This window comes from Lentzea sp. NPDC055074 (genome assembly GCF_053608005.1).
Map to the genome: position 1 here is coordinate 76,690 of NZ_JBSGUQ010000003.1, position 14,794 is coordinate 91,483.

Annotated in this window: 16 protein-coding genes; 7 read left to right on the plus strand and 9 right to left on the minus strand. The window is 70.7% G+C overall.

Annotated elements, in window-relative coordinates; genetic code table 11:
- Nucleotides 1-1,071 (minus strand): hypothetical protein, encoded by a 1,071-nt coding sequence (locus ACWF7A_RS07685; protein ID WP_452249638.1) that lies wholly within the window; start codon nt 1,069-1,071, stop codon nt 1-3.
- Nucleotides 1,072-1,239: 168 nt separating this feature from the next.
- On the opposite strand from ACWF7A_RS07685, the gene ACWF7A_RS07690 reads away from it, so the two are divergent.
- Nucleotides 1,240-1,572 (plus strand): YciI family protein, encoded by a 333-nt coding sequence (locus ACWF7A_RS07690; RefSeq protein WP_452249639.1) that lies wholly within the window; start codon nt 1,240-1,242, stop codon nt 1,570-1,572.
- On the opposite strand, the gene ACWF7A_RS07695 is transcribed toward ACWF7A_RS07690, so the two are convergent.
- From ACWF7A_RS07695 to ACWF7A_RS07730, 8 genes are all read right to left on the minus strand, one after another.
- Nucleotides 1,558-1,998, minus strand: coding sequence for a VOC family protein (locus ACWF7A_RS07695; RefSeq protein ID WP_452249640.1), 441 nt, complete (start codon nt 1,996-1,998; stop codon nt 1,558-1,560). The two genes, ACWF7A_RS07690 and ACWF7A_RS07695, sit on opposite strands and share 15 nt — an antisense overlap.
- On the minus strand, nt 1,983-2,165 hold the full coding sequence (locus ACWF7A_RS07700; RefSeq protein WP_452249641.1) for a hypothetical protein: 183 nt from the start codon (nt 2,163-2,165) through the stop codon (nt 1,983-1,985). The genes ACWF7A_RS07695 and ACWF7A_RS07700 overlap by 16 nt, the downstream gene beginning before the upstream one ends.
- 267 nt (nt 2,166-2,432) lie before the next feature.
- On the minus strand, nt 2,433-4,124 hold the full coding sequence (locus ACWF7A_RS07705) for an ABC transporter ATP-binding protein (RefSeq protein WP_452249642.1): 1,692 nt from the start codon (nt 4,122-4,124) through the stop codon (nt 2,433-2,435).
- 54 nt (nt 4,125-4,178) lie between these two features.
- Nucleotides 4,179-5,975 carry an ABC transporter ATP-binding protein gene (locus ACWF7A_RS07710; protein WP_452249643.1) on the minus strand — a complete coding sequence of 599 codons (1,797 nt, stop codon included), beginning with the start codon at nt 5,973-5,975 and terminating at the stop codon, nt 4,179-4,181.
- A complete protein-coding gene (locus tag ACWF7A_RS07715) occupies nt 5,972-6,199 on the minus strand; it encodes a hypothetical protein (RefSeq protein WP_452249644.1) in 228 nt (75 codons plus the stop codon). Before ACWF7A_RS07715 ends, ACWF7A_RS07710 begins: the two co-directional genes overlap by 4 nt.
- Before the next feature lie 46 nt (nt 6,200-6,245).
- Nucleotides 6,246-6,689: a hypothetical protein gene (locus tag ACWF7A_RS07720; protein WP_452249645.1), complete on the minus strand. Its 444-nt coding sequence runs from the start codon at nt 6,687-6,689 to the stop codon at nt 6,246-6,248.
- A 123-nt stretch (nt 6,690-6,812) separates the two neighbouring features.
- Nucleotides 6,813-9,515: a BTAD domain-containing putative transcriptional regulator gene (locus ACWF7A_RS07725; RefSeq protein WP_452249646.1), complete on the minus strand. Its 2,703-nt coding sequence runs from the start codon at nt 9,513-9,515 to the stop codon at nt 6,813-6,815.
- 13 nt (nt 9,516-9,528) lie between these two features.
- Nucleotides 9,529-9,915 carry a hypothetical protein gene (locus tag ACWF7A_RS07730; protein WP_452249647.1) on the minus strand — a complete coding sequence of 129 codons (387 nt, stop codon included), beginning with the start codon at nt 9,913-9,915 and terminating at the stop codon, nt 9,529-9,531.
- 128 nt (nt 9,916-10,043) lie between these two features.
- Between ACWF7A_RS07730 and ACWF7A_RS07735 the strand changes: the two genes are divergently transcribed.
- From ACWF7A_RS07735 to ACWF7A_RS07760, 6 genes are all read left to right on the plus strand, one after another.
- Nucleotides 10,044-10,595 carry a PH domain-containing protein gene (locus ACWF7A_RS07735; RefSeq protein WP_452249648.1) on the plus strand — a complete coding sequence of 184 codons (552 nt, stop codon included), beginning with the start codon at nt 10,044-10,046 and terminating at the stop codon, nt 10,593-10,595.
- Nucleotides 10,596-10,671: 76 nt separating this feature from the next.
- Complete coding sequence (locus tag ACWF7A_RS07740; protein WP_452249649.1) at nt 10,672-11,310, plus strand: NPCBM/NEW2 domain-containing protein; 639 nt, start codon at nt 10,672-10,674, stop codon at nt 11,308-11,310.
- Between the two features lie 97 nt (nt 11,311-11,407).
- Nucleotides 11,408-12,292, plus strand: a complete 885-nt coding sequence (locus tag ACWF7A_RS07745; protein WP_452249650.1) for a cellulose binding domain-containing protein — start codon at nt 11,408-11,410, stop codon at nt 12,290-12,292.
- A gap of 78 nt (nt 12,293-12,370) precedes the next feature.
- Nucleotides 12,371-12,826, plus strand: a complete 456-nt coding sequence (locus ACWF7A_RS07750; RefSeq protein ID WP_452249651.1) for a hypothetical protein — start codon at nt 12,371-12,373, stop codon at nt 12,824-12,826.
- A 207-nt stretch (nt 12,827-13,033) separates the two neighbouring features.
- On the plus strand, nt 13,034-13,957 hold the full coding sequence (locus ACWF7A_RS07755; RefSeq protein WP_452249652.1) for a carbohydrate ABC transporter permease: 924 nt from the start codon (nt 13,034-13,036) through the stop codon (nt 13,955-13,957).
- Nucleotides 13,947-14,780 carry a carbohydrate ABC transporter permease gene (locus ACWF7A_RS07760; protein ID WP_452249653.1) on the plus strand — a complete coding sequence of 278 codons (834 nt, stop codon included), beginning with the start codon at nt 13,947-13,949 and terminating at the stop codon, nt 14,778-14,780. Before ACWF7A_RS07755 ends, ACWF7A_RS07760 begins: the two co-directional genes overlap by 11 nt.
- Nucleotides 14,781-14,794 lie beyond the last annotated feature (14 nt).

The window sequence follows — 14,794 nt, forward strand, 5'->3', positions numbered from 1 at the left end:
TCAGTACTGCTTCGCGATCGCCTCGAGCATCCGCTCCAGCGTCTCGTGCGCGGGCGGTTCGACGACGTCCACGATCGTCCGCGGCACGGTCAGGTTCTTCTCCTCGACTATGTCGTCGAAGTACTTGGGGTCGGCGGTGCGGAAGCCGAACGTCGCCGCGAGCCTGCCGAGCTCGGCGTCGCTCTGCAGCAGCTGCCCGACCTGGTCGCCGGCTTCGCGCAACGGCACCAGCGTGTGCTTGGACAGCACGGTCGGCGCGGGGTAGAGCAGCTTCATGTCGGGCCGCACCGACGAGTCGCCCCGCACCACCCGGTCCACGAACTGCGCCTCGTACGCCAGCACCAGCGGCGTCTTGCCCATGCCCGCGGACAGGTAGTCCTCGAACGGCCCCTCGGTGCTGCTCTGCGTGTATCCCTGGTCCAGGAACAACCTCGAGACCGCCGGCAGCACCTTCGCCTCGGCGTCCGGCGTGGTGACGACCCCGTCGCCCGCGACGAACGACGTGATCGCCAGGTACATCGCCGCCGAGTTCGAGTCACGCGGATCGGTGGTGGTGACGAGCAGGTTCTTGCGCGCGGGATAGGCCGTGTTGCCCGGCAGCTGGTCCCACCGCGTGCCCTTGGCCGCGAGCTCCAGGTAAACCTGCACGTCGAACGTCGGGTAGCCCGGCCCGGACTTGACCACGCCCGCCTTCGTCAGCAGGTCGAGGATCGGGTCGAACGTGGCGATCACCATCGGCGACGAGAACGGCGCGTACGTCCGCGCGGCCTTGCGGTCGCGCTGGATCTTCTCCGCCGCCGGTGCGCTGGACGGGAACGCGAAGTCGTACGGGGTCAGGTCGGTGGCCGTCGCGATCTGCCGCGAACCGGCCGGGTCCACCTCGACCTTCAGCCCGTGCCGCGCGAACACGTCCTTCACCCGCTGGTCGGCGAAGAAGGCGAGCTTCTCCGAGCCGATCACCCCGCGCACGGTCCGGAGCTGAGCCGGTCCGTCGCCCTGCCCCAGGACGATCGCGGTCACCACACCTGCCAGGAGCACCACCGCGAGCCCGATGCCGAGCGTTCTCTTCACTGTCCACCTCTGCCGAAAACCCTGTCGAGGACCAGATCCTTCGTCACTTCGACGTGTTTTCCAGGCGCGTGGAAGCGAGCGCGAGGTGAACTCTCGGTGAACGCGCCGATGAGTTTCGGACGAATCGAGAGTCGGTATGGCTGAAGGAACCGACAGAGGAGGTTCGAGATGAAGTTCGTGACGATCGGCTACGGAGAGCGTGCGGGTTACGACGCCACGGATCAGGCCGTCCGCGACGAGGCGCACGCCCACGACGCACGGCTGCGGGCAGCCGGGGTGGAGATGGGCGTCGCCGGGGCGCCTGTGCGGGTGCGCAACACGGGCGGTGCCGGCACGACCGTGGAGGAAGGGGCGTTTCTCCGGTCCGACCTGCCGGTCGCGGGGTTCGCGATCATCGAGGCGGAGTCGGTGGAGGAGGCTGTGCGCATGGTGGCCGGGACGCCGTGCGCGGTGGCGCACGGGGTGGTCGAGGTGTGGCCGCTCGAGTCAGCCGAGGGGTGACCGGTCGCCCACGGACCACTTGTGCCCGAACGGATCGGTGAAGCCACCCTGCCGGTGCGTGCCCCACGGCATCTCGTGGCTCACCACGTCGGACCCGGACGCACCCGCGGCCACGGCACGGGCTACAACGCCGTCGGGGTCGTCGGTGAACAGCTCGACCCGCACGCTGGTGACGCCACCAGGGCTGGACTCCGCCGGGTTGTCGGGATTGACCTCGTGGACGAAGAACGCGGCGCCACCGATCTCCAGACCGGCGACGCCACCGAGGTTCCACAGCGTCGTGGCACCCAGAGCGGTCTCGTACCAGGCGACCGCCGCTGCGGCGTCCGGAACGATCAGCATCACCGAGATCACCGGAGGTGTGGGCATGGCGCCCAGCCTGCCGGACCGGCTGGCCGACCGCCAGGCGATCACCTCCGCCGCCACCGCTCGTCCTGGATGACCGGCGTCAGGATGAAGGCGTCGTTCTGCCGCACGTCGGTACCGGGCGGAACGATCTCGTCGATCCGGTCGAGCAGGTCGTCGCCGGCCCGGAAGTGCGGGTGGGCGAGCAGGTCGGTCAGGTGGTGCGGCTTGCTCGCGCCGATGACCACCGACTTCCGCGGGGTGCGCGGGCACGAACGCCGTCGCGAGTGTCGGCAGCGGGGCACCTGCCTCGGCCGCCGGCTTCGAGAACTGCTCCACAGCAGCGAGTTTCGCGTGGTTCGCGGGATCGGACATGTCGATCGCGCTGCACACGGTCGAGCCGGGGTCGCCGTCCGAGCGGAACCTGCGCCTGCTGGCCAGCTGGAACCTGACCCGGCAGCGCAGCGACGTCGCGCACTAGCGCGTGCCGCCGGCCCGCCGCCACCCGGACATCGTCATCGGGCCACCGCCAGCTGGTAGGAGGAGTCACGCCCGAGCAGGTCGCGATGCGTGCCCTCGGAGGTGACCGCGCCGCCGTCCAGCACGATCACCCGGTCGGCCACGTCGAGCAGCGCCGGGCTGCTGGTGATCACGATCGTCGTCCGGCCGCGCCGCAACGTGGTGATGTTGCGGGCGATGAGCTGCTCGGTCACCGCGTCGACGGCCGTCGTCGGGTCGTGCAGCACCAGGATCTCCGGGTTCGCGGCCAGCGCCCGTGCCAGCGACAACCGCTGCCGCTGCCCGCCTGACAGGTTCGCGCCGCGGTCGCGCACGGCGTAGTCGAGGCCGTCGGAGTGCAGCGCCACCACGTCGGTCAGCATCGCGGCGGACACGGCCTCGTCCACCAGCGTGCTGGTACCCGACGGATCGACGTTGTCCCGCAACGTTCCCGCGAACACCTCGTGGTGCGACGGGTTGACCAGCAGGTGGGTGCGCACGCTCTCGATCGTCAGCGACGCGACCTCCTGCTCGCCCACCCGGACGACGCCCGAGTACGAGGCCGGTGGTACCTCGACGGACAGCACCGCGACCAGTTCGGCGGCGGCCTGGGGTTGATACGCGGCAACGGCCACGAGCTCACCCGGCCGCACCGAGAACGTCAGGTCCCGCAACGTTCCGTGCGTGACACCGGCGACCTCGAGCCCGCTCTTCGCCACGACCTCCTCCACACCCGGCGTCATCCGCGGGGGCGCGGCCAGCACCAGCGCCATCCGTTCGGCGGAGGCCCGCGCGATCATCACGTACTTGGGCATCTCCGAGAACAGCTTCAGCGGCTCGATCAGGAACTGCGCGAGCCCGACCACCATCACGAGCTGACCGAGGGTGATCTCGCCCCGGAACGTCAGCAAGCCCGCCCACAACGTCACCGCGGCCGCCAGCACGGAGTTCAGCGCCAGCCCCAGGCCCGCGTAGACGCCGTTCACCCGCGCCACGACGATCGACTGCTGCCTCGCCTCCGTGCTCACCCGGCGGTAGGCCTGGAAGGCCGCGTAGCTGCCGCCGAACCCGTGCAGCGGCCGCAGTCCCGCGATCAGGTCGGACACCTTCGCCCCGGCCCGCGCGACCTTCTCCTGCTGCGCCCGGGTGTTCGCGCCGATCCGCCGCGACATCAGGCTCAGCACGCTGAGGATCGCCGCCGTGCCGACGAACACCAGCACACCCAGGGGCACGCTGATCACCGCCAGCACGACACCCGTGATCACCACCGAGACCAGCGAGCTGATCAGCAGCGGCACCACCTCGATGATGTCCGAGGTCTGGTCGGCGTCCTCGGTGGCGATGGTGAGCACCTCGCCGGACTTCAGGTCGACCTCGCGCGCCACCGGCTGCAGGCCGCGGTCCGCGACCTCGACCCGCCACCGGTGCGCCTCGGTCGTGTTCGCCTTCTGCAGGATCCGCATGCCGAACCGCCACGAGTACGACACCGTGGCCATGACCAGTCCGAGCGCGAGCAACGCGAGCCCGAGTGAGCTGAGCCGCCCGCCGCGCAACGCGTACTCGACGATCACGCCGAGCAGGATCGGCACGGCTGTCTCGGCGGCCTGGTAGCACCCCAGCAGCAGGGTGCCGGCCGTCATGGCGCCTCGGTTGCGGCGCAAGGTGATCCGCAGGATCTCCTTGCCGGTGCGGACTTCGGTGTTCGTCAACGTGGCGCGCAATCGGTTCGGTGGTGGAGAGGGACGGCAGGTCGGGGTGGCCGGCTAAGTGTTCGCGGTTCCGAAGCGCCAAGCGGCCCACAGGGCGGCATAACGGCCGTCACGCGCCACGAGTTCTTCGTGAGTGCCCTGTTCCAGCACCCTGCCCGCGTCCAGCACGGCGATCCGGTCCGCGGCGATGGCCTGCGTCAGGCGGTGCGCGACCAGCAACGTGGTGCGGCCCCGGCAGGCCGCGAGCGCGGCTCGTTCCAGCGCGGCGGCTCCCTGGCTGCCCGCCTCGGCCGTCGACTCGTCCAGCACGACGACGGGGGAGCGGCCGAGCACCAGCCGGGCCAGCGCGATCTGGGCGATCTTGGTCGCGTCGAGTCGTTCGCCACCTTCGCCGACCTCGGTCCGCAGGCCCCGCGGCAGCGCCTCGACCCAGGAGGCCGCGCCGACGGTCCGCAACGCGTCCATCAGCTCGTCGTCGGTCGCGTCCGGTGCGGCGAGGCGGAGGTCCTCGGCCAGCGGGCCGGCGAACACGTGCGCCTCCTGGGTCAGGATGCTGACCAGCGCGCGGGCACCTGCCTCGTCCAGTTCGGCGAGGTCGGTGTCGCCAACGTGCACGGATCCGGTCAGCGGCGTGCCGGTCCCGGCGACCAGCGCCGCCAGCGTCGTCTTGCCCGCGCCGGTCGCGCCGACCAGAGCCAGCGACGTCCCGGCGGGGATCTCCAGGTCGACGTCGCGCAGCACGTCGTGCTCGGACTCGGGGTAGCGGAAGGAGAGCCCGCGCACCGACACCGGGAGCGGCCGGGCGTCCGCGTCGACGGCCACCGCGCTACGCACGAGCTCGTCGCCGCCGGACTCCGTCGTGACGCCGACCAGTCGCGTCAGCCCGGCACCGGATTTCTGCGCCTCGTCGAAGAACGCCATGATCAGGCCGAGCGGCACGAACAACTTGTGGAACAGCAACGCCGCGACGGAAACCTGGCCCAGCGAGGATTGTCCGTTGGTCACCAGGAAGTAGCCGACGACGATGATGAGGCCGAGTCCGATGAACTCGGCGCGGTTCTCACGGCCGATGAACCGGCCGAAGAAGTGGAACACGTCAATGCCGATGTTGCGCACTCGCCAGGATTCCGCGGTCACCTTGTCGCGAAAGGCGTTTTCGAGCCGATAGGCGCGCACGGTCGCAATTCCGTCGAGGCCGCTGATCAACGCCTGCGCGCGGTCGGCCTGGGCTTCGGAACGGGCGCGGTAGAGCGGTTGCGAGCGCGGCAGGTACCACCGCAGCGCGAACCAGTAGGCGGGCAGCGCGCACGCACCGGCGAGACCGAGCCGCCAGTCGAGCCCGAACATGCCCGCCGTGGCGATGACCACCAGCACCGCTGCCGAGAAGATCGTCGGGATCGCCGTGCGGAAACCCTGGGAGATGACGGCCACGTCGTCGCCGACGCGCGAGAGCACGTCGCCGCGGCCGACCTCCTCGATGCGCGCGCTCGGCATCCCGAGGACCGCGCGGACCGCGCCTTCCCGCAGGCGCGCCAGCACGTCCGCGCCCACCCGGCCGACGAGGTAGGTCGAGACCGCGGTCATGGCCGCCCCGGCCAGCGCCGAGACGACCGTCGCGATGCCGATCGACCAGAGGATCGACGCGTCGCGCCCCTGCACGACCCCGTCCACGACGGTGCCGAGCAGGAACACGGGGACGATCTGCAGCACCGCCCCCGCCACCGTCGCCACCACGGTGGCGATCGGCAGAGCGGGAGCGGTGCGGCAGTGGTCGAGCAGCCAGCGCGAGGCCTCCCGCCCGGACGCCGTGCGCAGGATCTTCGACGGCGCGCCGGACACGCTCGTGGTCACGAGGGAGGCCTTTCGCTGAACCTCGATGCAGTGCCTGGACGATCAGCCGACGGACTCTGCAGCGTCCACCCCTGCCACACCTCGGCCAGGGACAGCGACCGCGTGCCGATCACCAGTGACGCCGCCACCACCAGCAGTCCCGCCGGCCCGAATCCGCGCCGCCGTCGCGGATCCAGCCCGGGCGGTGCGGACTCGAGCCCGCGTTGCTCCACGACCATGCTCACGTGGGGCAACGTTAGCTCCCGGCCGCCGCGCCAGGTCAGGGCACCCTTACCTGGACCGCGCCTCGATGGCCCGGACGGTCTTCTCCAGGGCTCCGCCGAGCACCTTCGGCCCGAGCAGGCCGAGCGAGAGCCCGAGCAGCTTGCCCTTGAAGTTCTTGCCCTCCCGCACCACGCGGGCGTGCACGAGCGTCGTCCCGTCGGCCTGCTTCGTGAACGTGTAGGTGTGACCGGAGCCCCCGCCCCACACGTTGGAGTCGACGGTCCGCAGCACGACCCGGTCGAGGTCGGACCAGTCGTAGTGCAGACGTTCCCAGATGCCGCCGGACCCCTCGGTGACGTCGGCGAACGTGTCGCCCCGGTCGTGCACCCGCAGGTCGGCGTCGGCGCTGTTGGGGAAGAGGTCCGCGCGGCCCGGGCCGAAGTCGGTGAGGCCGGCGACGAACTCCTCGGGCGTCGCGGTGGTCTGCTGGGTCAGGGTGATGGTGGGCATGTTCTCGGCTCCTCGTGGTTCCTGTGTGCGGGAACCACGTTGCCGGGACCAGGGGGTCGCTCGCGCCCGTGAGACTCCCTGGTCCCGTGCCGGATCAGGCCGAGGTAGGCGGCGTTCCGGCGATCACGGCCGGGGAGTCTGGTCTTCGAGCCGTTCGCGCAGCTCGTCCGCCTCCTCGCCCCGCCCCTGCTGCTCGAGCAGCGCGAGGGCGTGCCGCCACACCTCCGCCGCCCGCCCCGGCTGCCCCGCCGCCACGTGCGTGCGGCCGAGCCTGATCAACGTGTTCGCGGTGGCGTAGTCGTCGTCCTCGGCCCGGTACAGCTCGACGGCGCGGTCGAAGTGGACGATCGCGGCCGCGTGGTTGCCGCTCTGGTGCTCGACGTGGGCGAGGGTGTCGAGGACGGACGCCTCGCCGTGCCGGTCGCCCAGGTCGTGCAGCAGTTCGAGGGCGGTCGCCGCGGCCAGGCGGCCCTGCTCGGTGTCGCCGACCTCCGCCGCGCAGTGCCCGATGTTGCTGTGCGCCATGGCGATCAGCATCTTGTTGCCGGTCTTCTCGTAGTGCGGCAACGCGGCCTTGGCGTGCTCGAACGCCCGCCCGTAGTTCGACCGGTTGGCCCACAGCCACGCGGCCGTGCCGTGCGCGGTGGCGAGCGGCAACGCCTCGCCGGCCTGTTCGGCCAGCGCCAGGGCCTGGGCCAGGTGGTGCTGGGCTTCGTCGTAGCGCTGGACCTGGCCGAGGCTGCTGCCCATGATCCGGTGCGCGAGCGTCAGGTCCGCCGGGTCCTCCGCCGCGTCGAGGGCGGTCTGCCACATGGCCAGCTCGTCGTCGAGGTGGCCGCGTTGCTGGTGGTAGGCGTGCGACACCCTGGCCAGCAGCACGACCTCGTCGTTCCAGCCGAGTGCGGCCGCCGCCTGCTGCACGGCCGGGCGCGTGCCCCGTTCCGCGTCGAACCACGCCCGTGCGCCCGCCTTGTCGGCGGCGGGAGTGACGTGGGTGCCTTCGGCGGCCGTGCTCAGCGTGATCAACGGGCGGTGCGGGTCGATCAGGCGGTCGTTGGCGTGCGCGGTGTGGACGTGGTGGTCGACCAGGCGCCGCAACGCCTCGTCGCGCGCCGCGGGCTCCGCGCGTCCGGCCGCGTAGGCCCGGACCAGGTCGTGCATCCTCGCCCGCAGCCCGCTGCCGAGCGAGATCAGCGACGCCTGTTCCAGCTCCCGCAACGTCGTCCGCGCGTCCTCGGCGGACAGGTTCGCGAGGCTCGCCGCCGCGTTCGGGTCGACGTCCTCGCCGGGCGCGATCCCCAGCAGAGCGAACAGGTCCCGCTGCCGGCCGGTCAGCGCGCGGTACGACCACGACAGCACGACCGGGACGCTGACGCTCGGGTCCGCGTCGAGTGCGCCGAGCCCCAGTTCCTCGAGCTGCCGGGCGATGGCGGCGAGCGACAGGTCGGGTTCGGTCAGGACGCGGGCGCCCACGATGCTCAGGGCGAGCGGGAGGCCGCCGCACAGGTCGATCAGCCTGGCCACGGCGCGGGGTTCGCCGCTCAGCCTGGTCTCGCCGATGCGGGCCGCCAGCAACGAGCTCGCGTCGTGGTCGGCCAGCACGTCCAGGCCGACGGCGTGCGTGGTGGCGAGGCCCCGGACCCTGTTCCGGCTGGTCACGAGCACACGGCAGGTGTCGCCGCCGGGCAGCAGCGGGGTGACCTGGGAGGCGTCGGCGGCGTTGTCGGCGATCACGAGCATCCGCCGGCGCGCGGTCAGGGTGCGGAACAACGCCGCCCGTGCCGCGGGATCACCCGGGACGGCGGCGGCGTCGACGCCGAGCGCGTGCAGGAACCCGCGGACGGCGACGTCCGGTTCCATCGGGCGTTCGTCGGGGCTGAACCCGCGCAGGTCGACGAACAGCTGGCCGTCGGGGAAGCGGTGCAGGTTGCGGTGTGCCCACTGCAGCGCGAGCCACGTCTTGCCCATGCCGCCCGCGCCCGCGATCGTCGCCACGCCGGCCGTGCGCATCGCGTCGTCCAGCTCGGTCAGGTCCTGGTCGCGGCCGATGAACTGCGCCGGCGCGGACGGCAGCTGCCGCGGCACGACGCGTACCGGTGCGGGTTCGCCGAGCAGCAGTTCCTCGTGCAGGTCACGGACCTCGCGGCTCGGTTCGGTGCCGAGCTCTCCGACCAGCCGGGTGCGGAGGGCGCGGAACTCCCCGAGAGCCTCGGGGATGCGCCCGGCCTGCGCGAGGGCCCGCATGTGCTGCGCGGCGACCCGTTCGTCGAACGGCCTGAGCGCGGCGCAGGCGGAGACCGCGGCGAGCAGCTCGGGGCCCTGGCCGAGCCGCAGCCGGGCGTCGACCAGGTCGAGCTCGGCGTCGAGGCGTTCCGCCGTGAGCAGGTCGCGGGTGAGGTCGGCCCAGTCACCGCCGACGCCGGTCAGCGGTTCGCCCCGCCACAGCGCCGAGGCCTCGTGCAGGACGCGGATCACGGCTTCGTCGTCACCGAGGCGGCGGGCCTCGTCGCGCAACGCCCGGAACCGCATGAGGTCCACAGAGGACTCTTCGGCGACGAGCACGTACCCGTGGTGGCGGCTCGCGAACGTGACCGCATCGCCGAAGGCGTGCCGCAACCGGGAGAGGTAGCTCTGCAACGTCGCGCGCGACCGCGGGGGCGGGGTGGCGCCCCAGACGCGTTCGGTCAGCTGGGTCACGGTGACGAGCTCGCCGACGTCGACCGCCAGCGCGGCCAGCACGCACCGCTGCCGCGCGGGTCCGAGCGCGACCGGGCGGCCGCCGACGTGGGCGCTCACCTCGCCGAGCAGGGCGATCTCGACCGTCACGGCCGCGCTCCGCTCAGCTGTCCTTCTCGGCGGCGAGCAGCGACACGACCGCCAGCCCGGTGTTGACGGCGGAGATGATCGTGGTGAGCTTCGCCGCCTTGGCGGGCAGCTCGCCGCGCCTGCCCGCGTAGACGGCGGCGGCGGTGTCGGTGGCGTGGATGAGCACGGCCTGCCGCAGGACGCGCCGGGCGTGGGCGTCACCGCTCTTGAGCGTCAGCAGGTCGACGCCCAGCACGAGCGTGCGGATGCCGAACATGCGGGCCGGGTAGACGAACCTCCTGTCGTCACCCAGCTCGTCGCCCAGGCTCTTCGCCATCCTGTCCGCGGCGACGAGGCCCAGCGCGCCGTTGAAGATCCGGACGCAGGCCAGAGTGGTCCGCGTGACATCGCCCAGCTTCATGCCGCCACCTCGTGTTGATCTCCGTTGCGCGAGAGCCTAGTGCCGTCCCGGGAGAGGCGGGACCTGAGCCATTGCTCGACGTCGTGCCGCGCGGGCAGGCGAGGACGGGGGAGTCCTATCGTGTGCGCATGAGCCGAGGCAGGGCGGCAGAGGTGCTGCGCAGGAAGTTCGACAGCACCTTCAGCTGGGTCGTGACGCTGGCAGCACTGGGCACGACCGCGTACGTGCTGCTCAACCCGTTCCCGGGCAACGGGTTCGGGCATCAGCTGGAGTTCATCGCGATCATGGCGCCGCTCACGTGGTTCATGTGGATGGTCGGCGCGCACTCGGTGGTGAAGGTCTACGACTCGGGCGTGCTGGTCGTGAACTGGTTCCGCCGGTACTGGGTGCCGTGGGCCGACCTCGCGAAGGTCGAGGCGACGCGCGAGGTCGCCCTCGTCACCACCGCGGGCGAGCGGATCAACGTCGCCGTCGGGGCGTTCTCGGCGGCGAGCTCGTTGCGCGGCAGCCGGGTGCAGGCGTCCATCCGCGAGGCGATCGAGCGGCACCGGCCGGCGTCGGCTCCGGCCGGCGGGGGCGGGGTGCGCAAGGGGCTCGACCTGGCGCCGTGGCACTTCGCGGGGATGGTGGCTTTCCTGCTCGTGGTGGCGTGGCTCGGTCTGTGGCTCAACGGCGGATGACCACGATGACGTCCCTGAGTGAGCGGGTCAGGTCGGATCTGTAACGAAGAAGTGCCCAGCTCAGACAAAGCCGGTCATGACAACTGGGCAGGAAAGTGGCGCAGGTCACCATCGCGGGAGATGGGTCGCGGGCGCGGCCGCGCTGGTGATCGTGCTGGTCGTCGGGACCACTGTGCTCGTCAGCGGGGTGCTGGACGGCGACGAGCCCGCTGCCGCTCTCGTCACGTCGCCCGCGCTGGCCGCGCCGCCGTCGCCCGTCGAGGACTGGTACGACCTCACCACCCACGCGACGGTCGAGGCCGGTACCGGGCACGAGGTCGTGCCGTCGGTCAGCATCGGCATCGGCAAGGAGCCGTTCGCCCACGGCCTGCGGGGGACGTCGACCTCGTCTCCGGCCCAGCCGAACAACTCCCGCACCTGGCTCACCGCGGGCAGGTGCACGCGCCTGTCGGTGTGGGTCGGGAAGGACGCGGCGTCGGCCCAGCAGGACGGCGTCGGCCAGTTCGTGATCAAGGCCGACGAGACCGAGGCCGCGACCCGGCAGGCGAGCATCGGTGACGCGCCCCAGCACGTCGAGGTCGACCTCTCGGACGTCGACCGGCTGACGTTGCTGGACGTGCGCGCGAGCCGGGACGCCGTCAACGCCTGGGGCGCCCCGCGGGTGTTCTGCGCGGCGCCGCCCGGCAGGACCGTCGATCCCGCCGTAACGCGCTGATCACCTCGGCCGACAGTCCAGCAGCGAGCTCGCGCCGCCGTCCACAACGGACGGTGACGGGAGCGTCGCTCTCGGGTGGACGGTCGGGGGAGTGATGGTGGTGCGCGGGCACTTGCTGGTGATCTTGTTGCTGCTCACCGCGTGCTCGGCGGAACCGGTCACACCGGTGCCGCCGCCGGCGCCGCGGACGTCGCTGCAGGCTCCGACGCTGGTCAACGAGGTGGTGCCGCCCCAGAACGTGCTCACCGTCGTGCGGGACGTGGTGGACGGGCGGACCGTCGAGTTCGTCGACGGCACGAAGGTGCGCGTCGCCTCGCTCGCCGAGCCGAAGGAGTGCTTCGCGCAGGCCGCGCTCACGTTCGCCAGGTCGACGCTGGTCGCGACGTCCGTCCGGTACACCGTGCTCTCGATCGGTGTGGTCGACCTGGAGCTGGAGGACGGCACCGACTACGCCGTCCTCGCCGTGCAGAACGGGGCGCTGCGGCCGGAAGGCGTCGACAGCGGCCCCCTGATCAACGCGAGGGACGAGGCGTCCGCGGCCGGGCGAGGCCTGTGGGGACCGCCGTGCAAGGGCTCGGACACGTCCCCGCCGCCTCCCACCACCACGACCACGACGCCGCCACCGCCGCCACCCACGACCACGACCCCGCCCCGTCCGGCGAAGGCCTGCGCGGTCGCCTACCGGATCACCGGACAGTGGTCCGGCGGGTTCCAGGCGAGCGTGACCGTGCGCAACACCGGCACCGCGGCGGTCAACGGCTGGTCGTTGCTCTGGACCCTCGCGGACGGGGAGAGCGTCCGCGACATGTGGGACGCCTCGGCACGGCAGTACGGACGGATCGTGAGCGCGGCGAACGCGAGCTACAACCGGCAGGTCCCGGCGGGCGGGTCGGTGCAGTTCGGGTTCAACGGCAGCTCCCGCCGCAGTCACACCGCGCCGGCCGCGTTCACGTTCAACGGCGTGAAGTGCACGGTCGAATGATGTGTCTCTTTCGCGGAAGCTATTGCACACCAGCGCAATAGCTTCTTCGAGCACGGGTGGTGGCTGTTAACTGCCGCCATGGTTTCGAGAACCTTCAGCAAGATCGCCGGCCGGGTGGCGGCCGCCGCCGTGGTCGCTCTCTCGGCCGTCGTCGTGACCGCGCCGCCGGCCGGTGCCGCCGACCAGGAGTTCATCTACTCGGGGCAGGACTACGGGTACGCCGGGGCGACGTTCGACTGGGCGGGACGCAGCTCGGTCCGCAACATCGACCTGCTCGTGTCCGACTGGGGCTGTGACGCCAAGCCGGTCTACGCCTACTTCCTGTTCTACAACGGCTCGCTGCACCCCGACACGACGCCGACGCGCCGGTACGACTACTCCGGCTGCGACAAGGGGGACTACTCGTCGTACAACGACCTGACGTGGTCGATCAGCGGCGACTCGATCACCTACATGGGCGTCGTGGTCTGCCGTGACGCGGCCAACGGCCCGTGCAAGGTGGGCGGACTCTCCGGGCGCAACCCCTACGCGTAGGGACGGCCGAGAGAATCGGAGGGCGGCGGTCTCCTGCCCGGGGCCGCCGCTCTCACGTCCGATCGACAGTCCACAAAGGAACAGCGTCGAAACGGCAAACGCTCGTTCGACGGGGTGTTTCGACGGTATTCGACGGGTTGCTTGACGCTCACAGGGCACCGATGCAGACTCCGGAAAGCGTTTTCCGGACGACGGGGTCGGGGGTCGATGAGCGCTCTAGACGAACTGCGGCAGCTGCGCCGGGGTGGCGTCCAGGTCCGGAAAAGCGACAACAGGGCCGCGTTCTGGTTCCTGGCGCCCTGGTTCGCCGGACTGCTCTTCATCACGGTCGGCCCGGTGATCGCCTCCTTCGCGCTGGGGTTCACGAAGTACAACCTGATCCAGCCGCCGAAGCTCATCGGATTCGACAACTTCGCGCGCATCCTCAGCGACTCCCGTCTGCACAACGCGTTGCGGGTCACGTTCACCTACGTGCTCGTGTCCGTGCCGCTGCAGCTGGCATGCGCGCTGGGCGTCGCGCTGCTGCTCAACCGCGGGCTGCGCGGGCTCGCCTTCTACCGCTCGGCGTTCTACCTGCCGTCGCTGCTCGGCTCGAGCGTGGCGATCGCGGTGCTGTGGACGCAGGTCTTCGGCACCGACGGGCTGGTGAACCGCGTGCTGGGGTTCTTCGGCGTCGAGGGCAGGGGCTGGATCTCCGACCCCGACACGGCGTTGTCGACGCTGATCGTGCTGAATGTGTGGACGTTCGGCTCACCGATGATCATCTTCCTGGCGGGACTGAGACAGATCCCCGAGGTCTACTACGAGGCCGCCGCGATCGACGGGGCGAGCTGGTGGGACCGGTTCCGGCGGATCACGCTGCCGCTGCTCTCGCCGATCCTGTTCTTCAACCTGGTGCTGCAGATCATCCACGCGTTCCAGTCGTTCACGCAGGCGTTCGTGGTCTCCGGCGGCACCGGCGGGCCGTCCGACTCGACCATGTTCTACACGCTCTACCTGTACCAGCAGGGTTTCAGCCGGTTCGACATGGGTTACGCGTCGGCCCTCGCGTGGTTCCTGCTGCTGATCATCGCCGCGTTCACCGCGATCAACTTCTGGGCGGCGAAGTACTGGGTGTTCTATGACGACTAGACTGTTGTCCGCTCCCCTCAAGCACATCGGGCTCGTGCTGATCGGGTTCGTGATGCTGTACCCGGTGCTGTGGATGGTCGCGAGCTCGCTGCGGCCCGGCGACGAGATCTTCCGCAGCCCCGGCCTGATCCTCGACAGCTTCCAGACCGAGAACTACTCCGAGGGCTGGAACGCGCTCACGCCGTCGTTCGGCACCTACCTGCTGAACTCGGCGCTGCTGGTGCTCGGCTGCATCGTCGGCAACCTCGTCTCGTGCTCGATGGCCGCGTACGCCTTCGCGCGGCTGCAGTTCACCGGCAAGCGGTGGTGGTTCGGGATCATGCTCGGCACGATCATGCTGCCGATCCACGTGATCATCGTGCCGCAGTACGTGCTGTTCTCGAACATCGGCTGGGTCAACACTTTCCTACCGCTGATCGTGCCGAAGATCCTCGCCACCGACGCGTTCTTCGTCTTCCTGATGGTGCAGTTCATCCGGGGCCTGCCGCGCGAGCTCGACGAGGCGGCGCGCATCGACGGCTGCGGGCATCCGCGGATCTTCCTGCAGATCGTCCTGCCGCTCATGACCCCGGCGCTCGCGACCACCACGATCTTCACGTTCATCTGGACCTGGAACGACTTCTTCAGCCAGCTGATCTACCTGACGGACCCGGACATGTACACGGTGCCCGTCGCCCTGCGGTCGTTCGTCGACTCGACGGTCGCCACGTCGTGGGGCTCGCAGTTCGCGATGAGCGTGGTGTCGCTCGTCCCGATCTTCCTCGCCTTCCTCGTCGGTCAGCGGTACCTCGTCAAGGGGATCGCCACGACCGGGGGCAAGTAGCCGAAAGGACAGCT

What these genes read in the sequence shown, in the direction of transcription:
- ACWF7A_RS07690 (WP_452249639.1), top strand. Translation starts at nt 1,240, where the DNA reads ATGAAGTTCGTGACGATCGGCTACGGAGAGCGTGCGGGTTACGACGCC.
- ACWF7A_RS07720 (WP_452249645.1), bottom strand. Translation starts at nt 6,689, where the DNA reads ATGCCCACCATCACCCTGACCCAGCAGACCACCGCGACGCCCGAGGAG.
- ACWF7A_RS07730 (WP_452249647.1), bottom strand. Translation starts at nt 9,915, where the DNA reads ATGAAGCTGGGCGATGTCACGCGGACCACTCTGGCCTGCGTCCGGATC.
- ACWF7A_RS07735 (WP_452249648.1), top strand. Translation starts at nt 10,044, where the DNA reads ATGAGCCGAGGCAGGGCGGCAGAGGTGCTGCGCAGGAAGTTCGACAGC.
- ACWF7A_RS07740 (WP_452249649.1), top strand. Translation starts at nt 10,672, where the DNA reads ATGACAACTGGGCAGGAAAGTGGCGCAGGTCACCATCGCGGGAGATGG.
- ACWF7A_RS07750 (WP_452249651.1), top strand. Translation starts at nt 12,371, where the DNA reads ATGGTTTCGAGAACCTTCAGCAAGATCGCCGGCCGGGTGGCGGCCGCC.
- ACWF7A_RS07755 (WP_452249652.1), top strand. Translation starts at nt 13,034, where the DNA reads ATGAGCGCTCTAGACGAACTGCGGCAGCTGCGCCGGGGTGGCGTCCAG.
- ACWF7A_RS07760 (WP_452249653.1), top strand. Translation starts at nt 13,947, where the DNA reads ATGACGACTAGACTGTTGTCCGCTCCCCTCAAGCACATCGGGCTCGTG.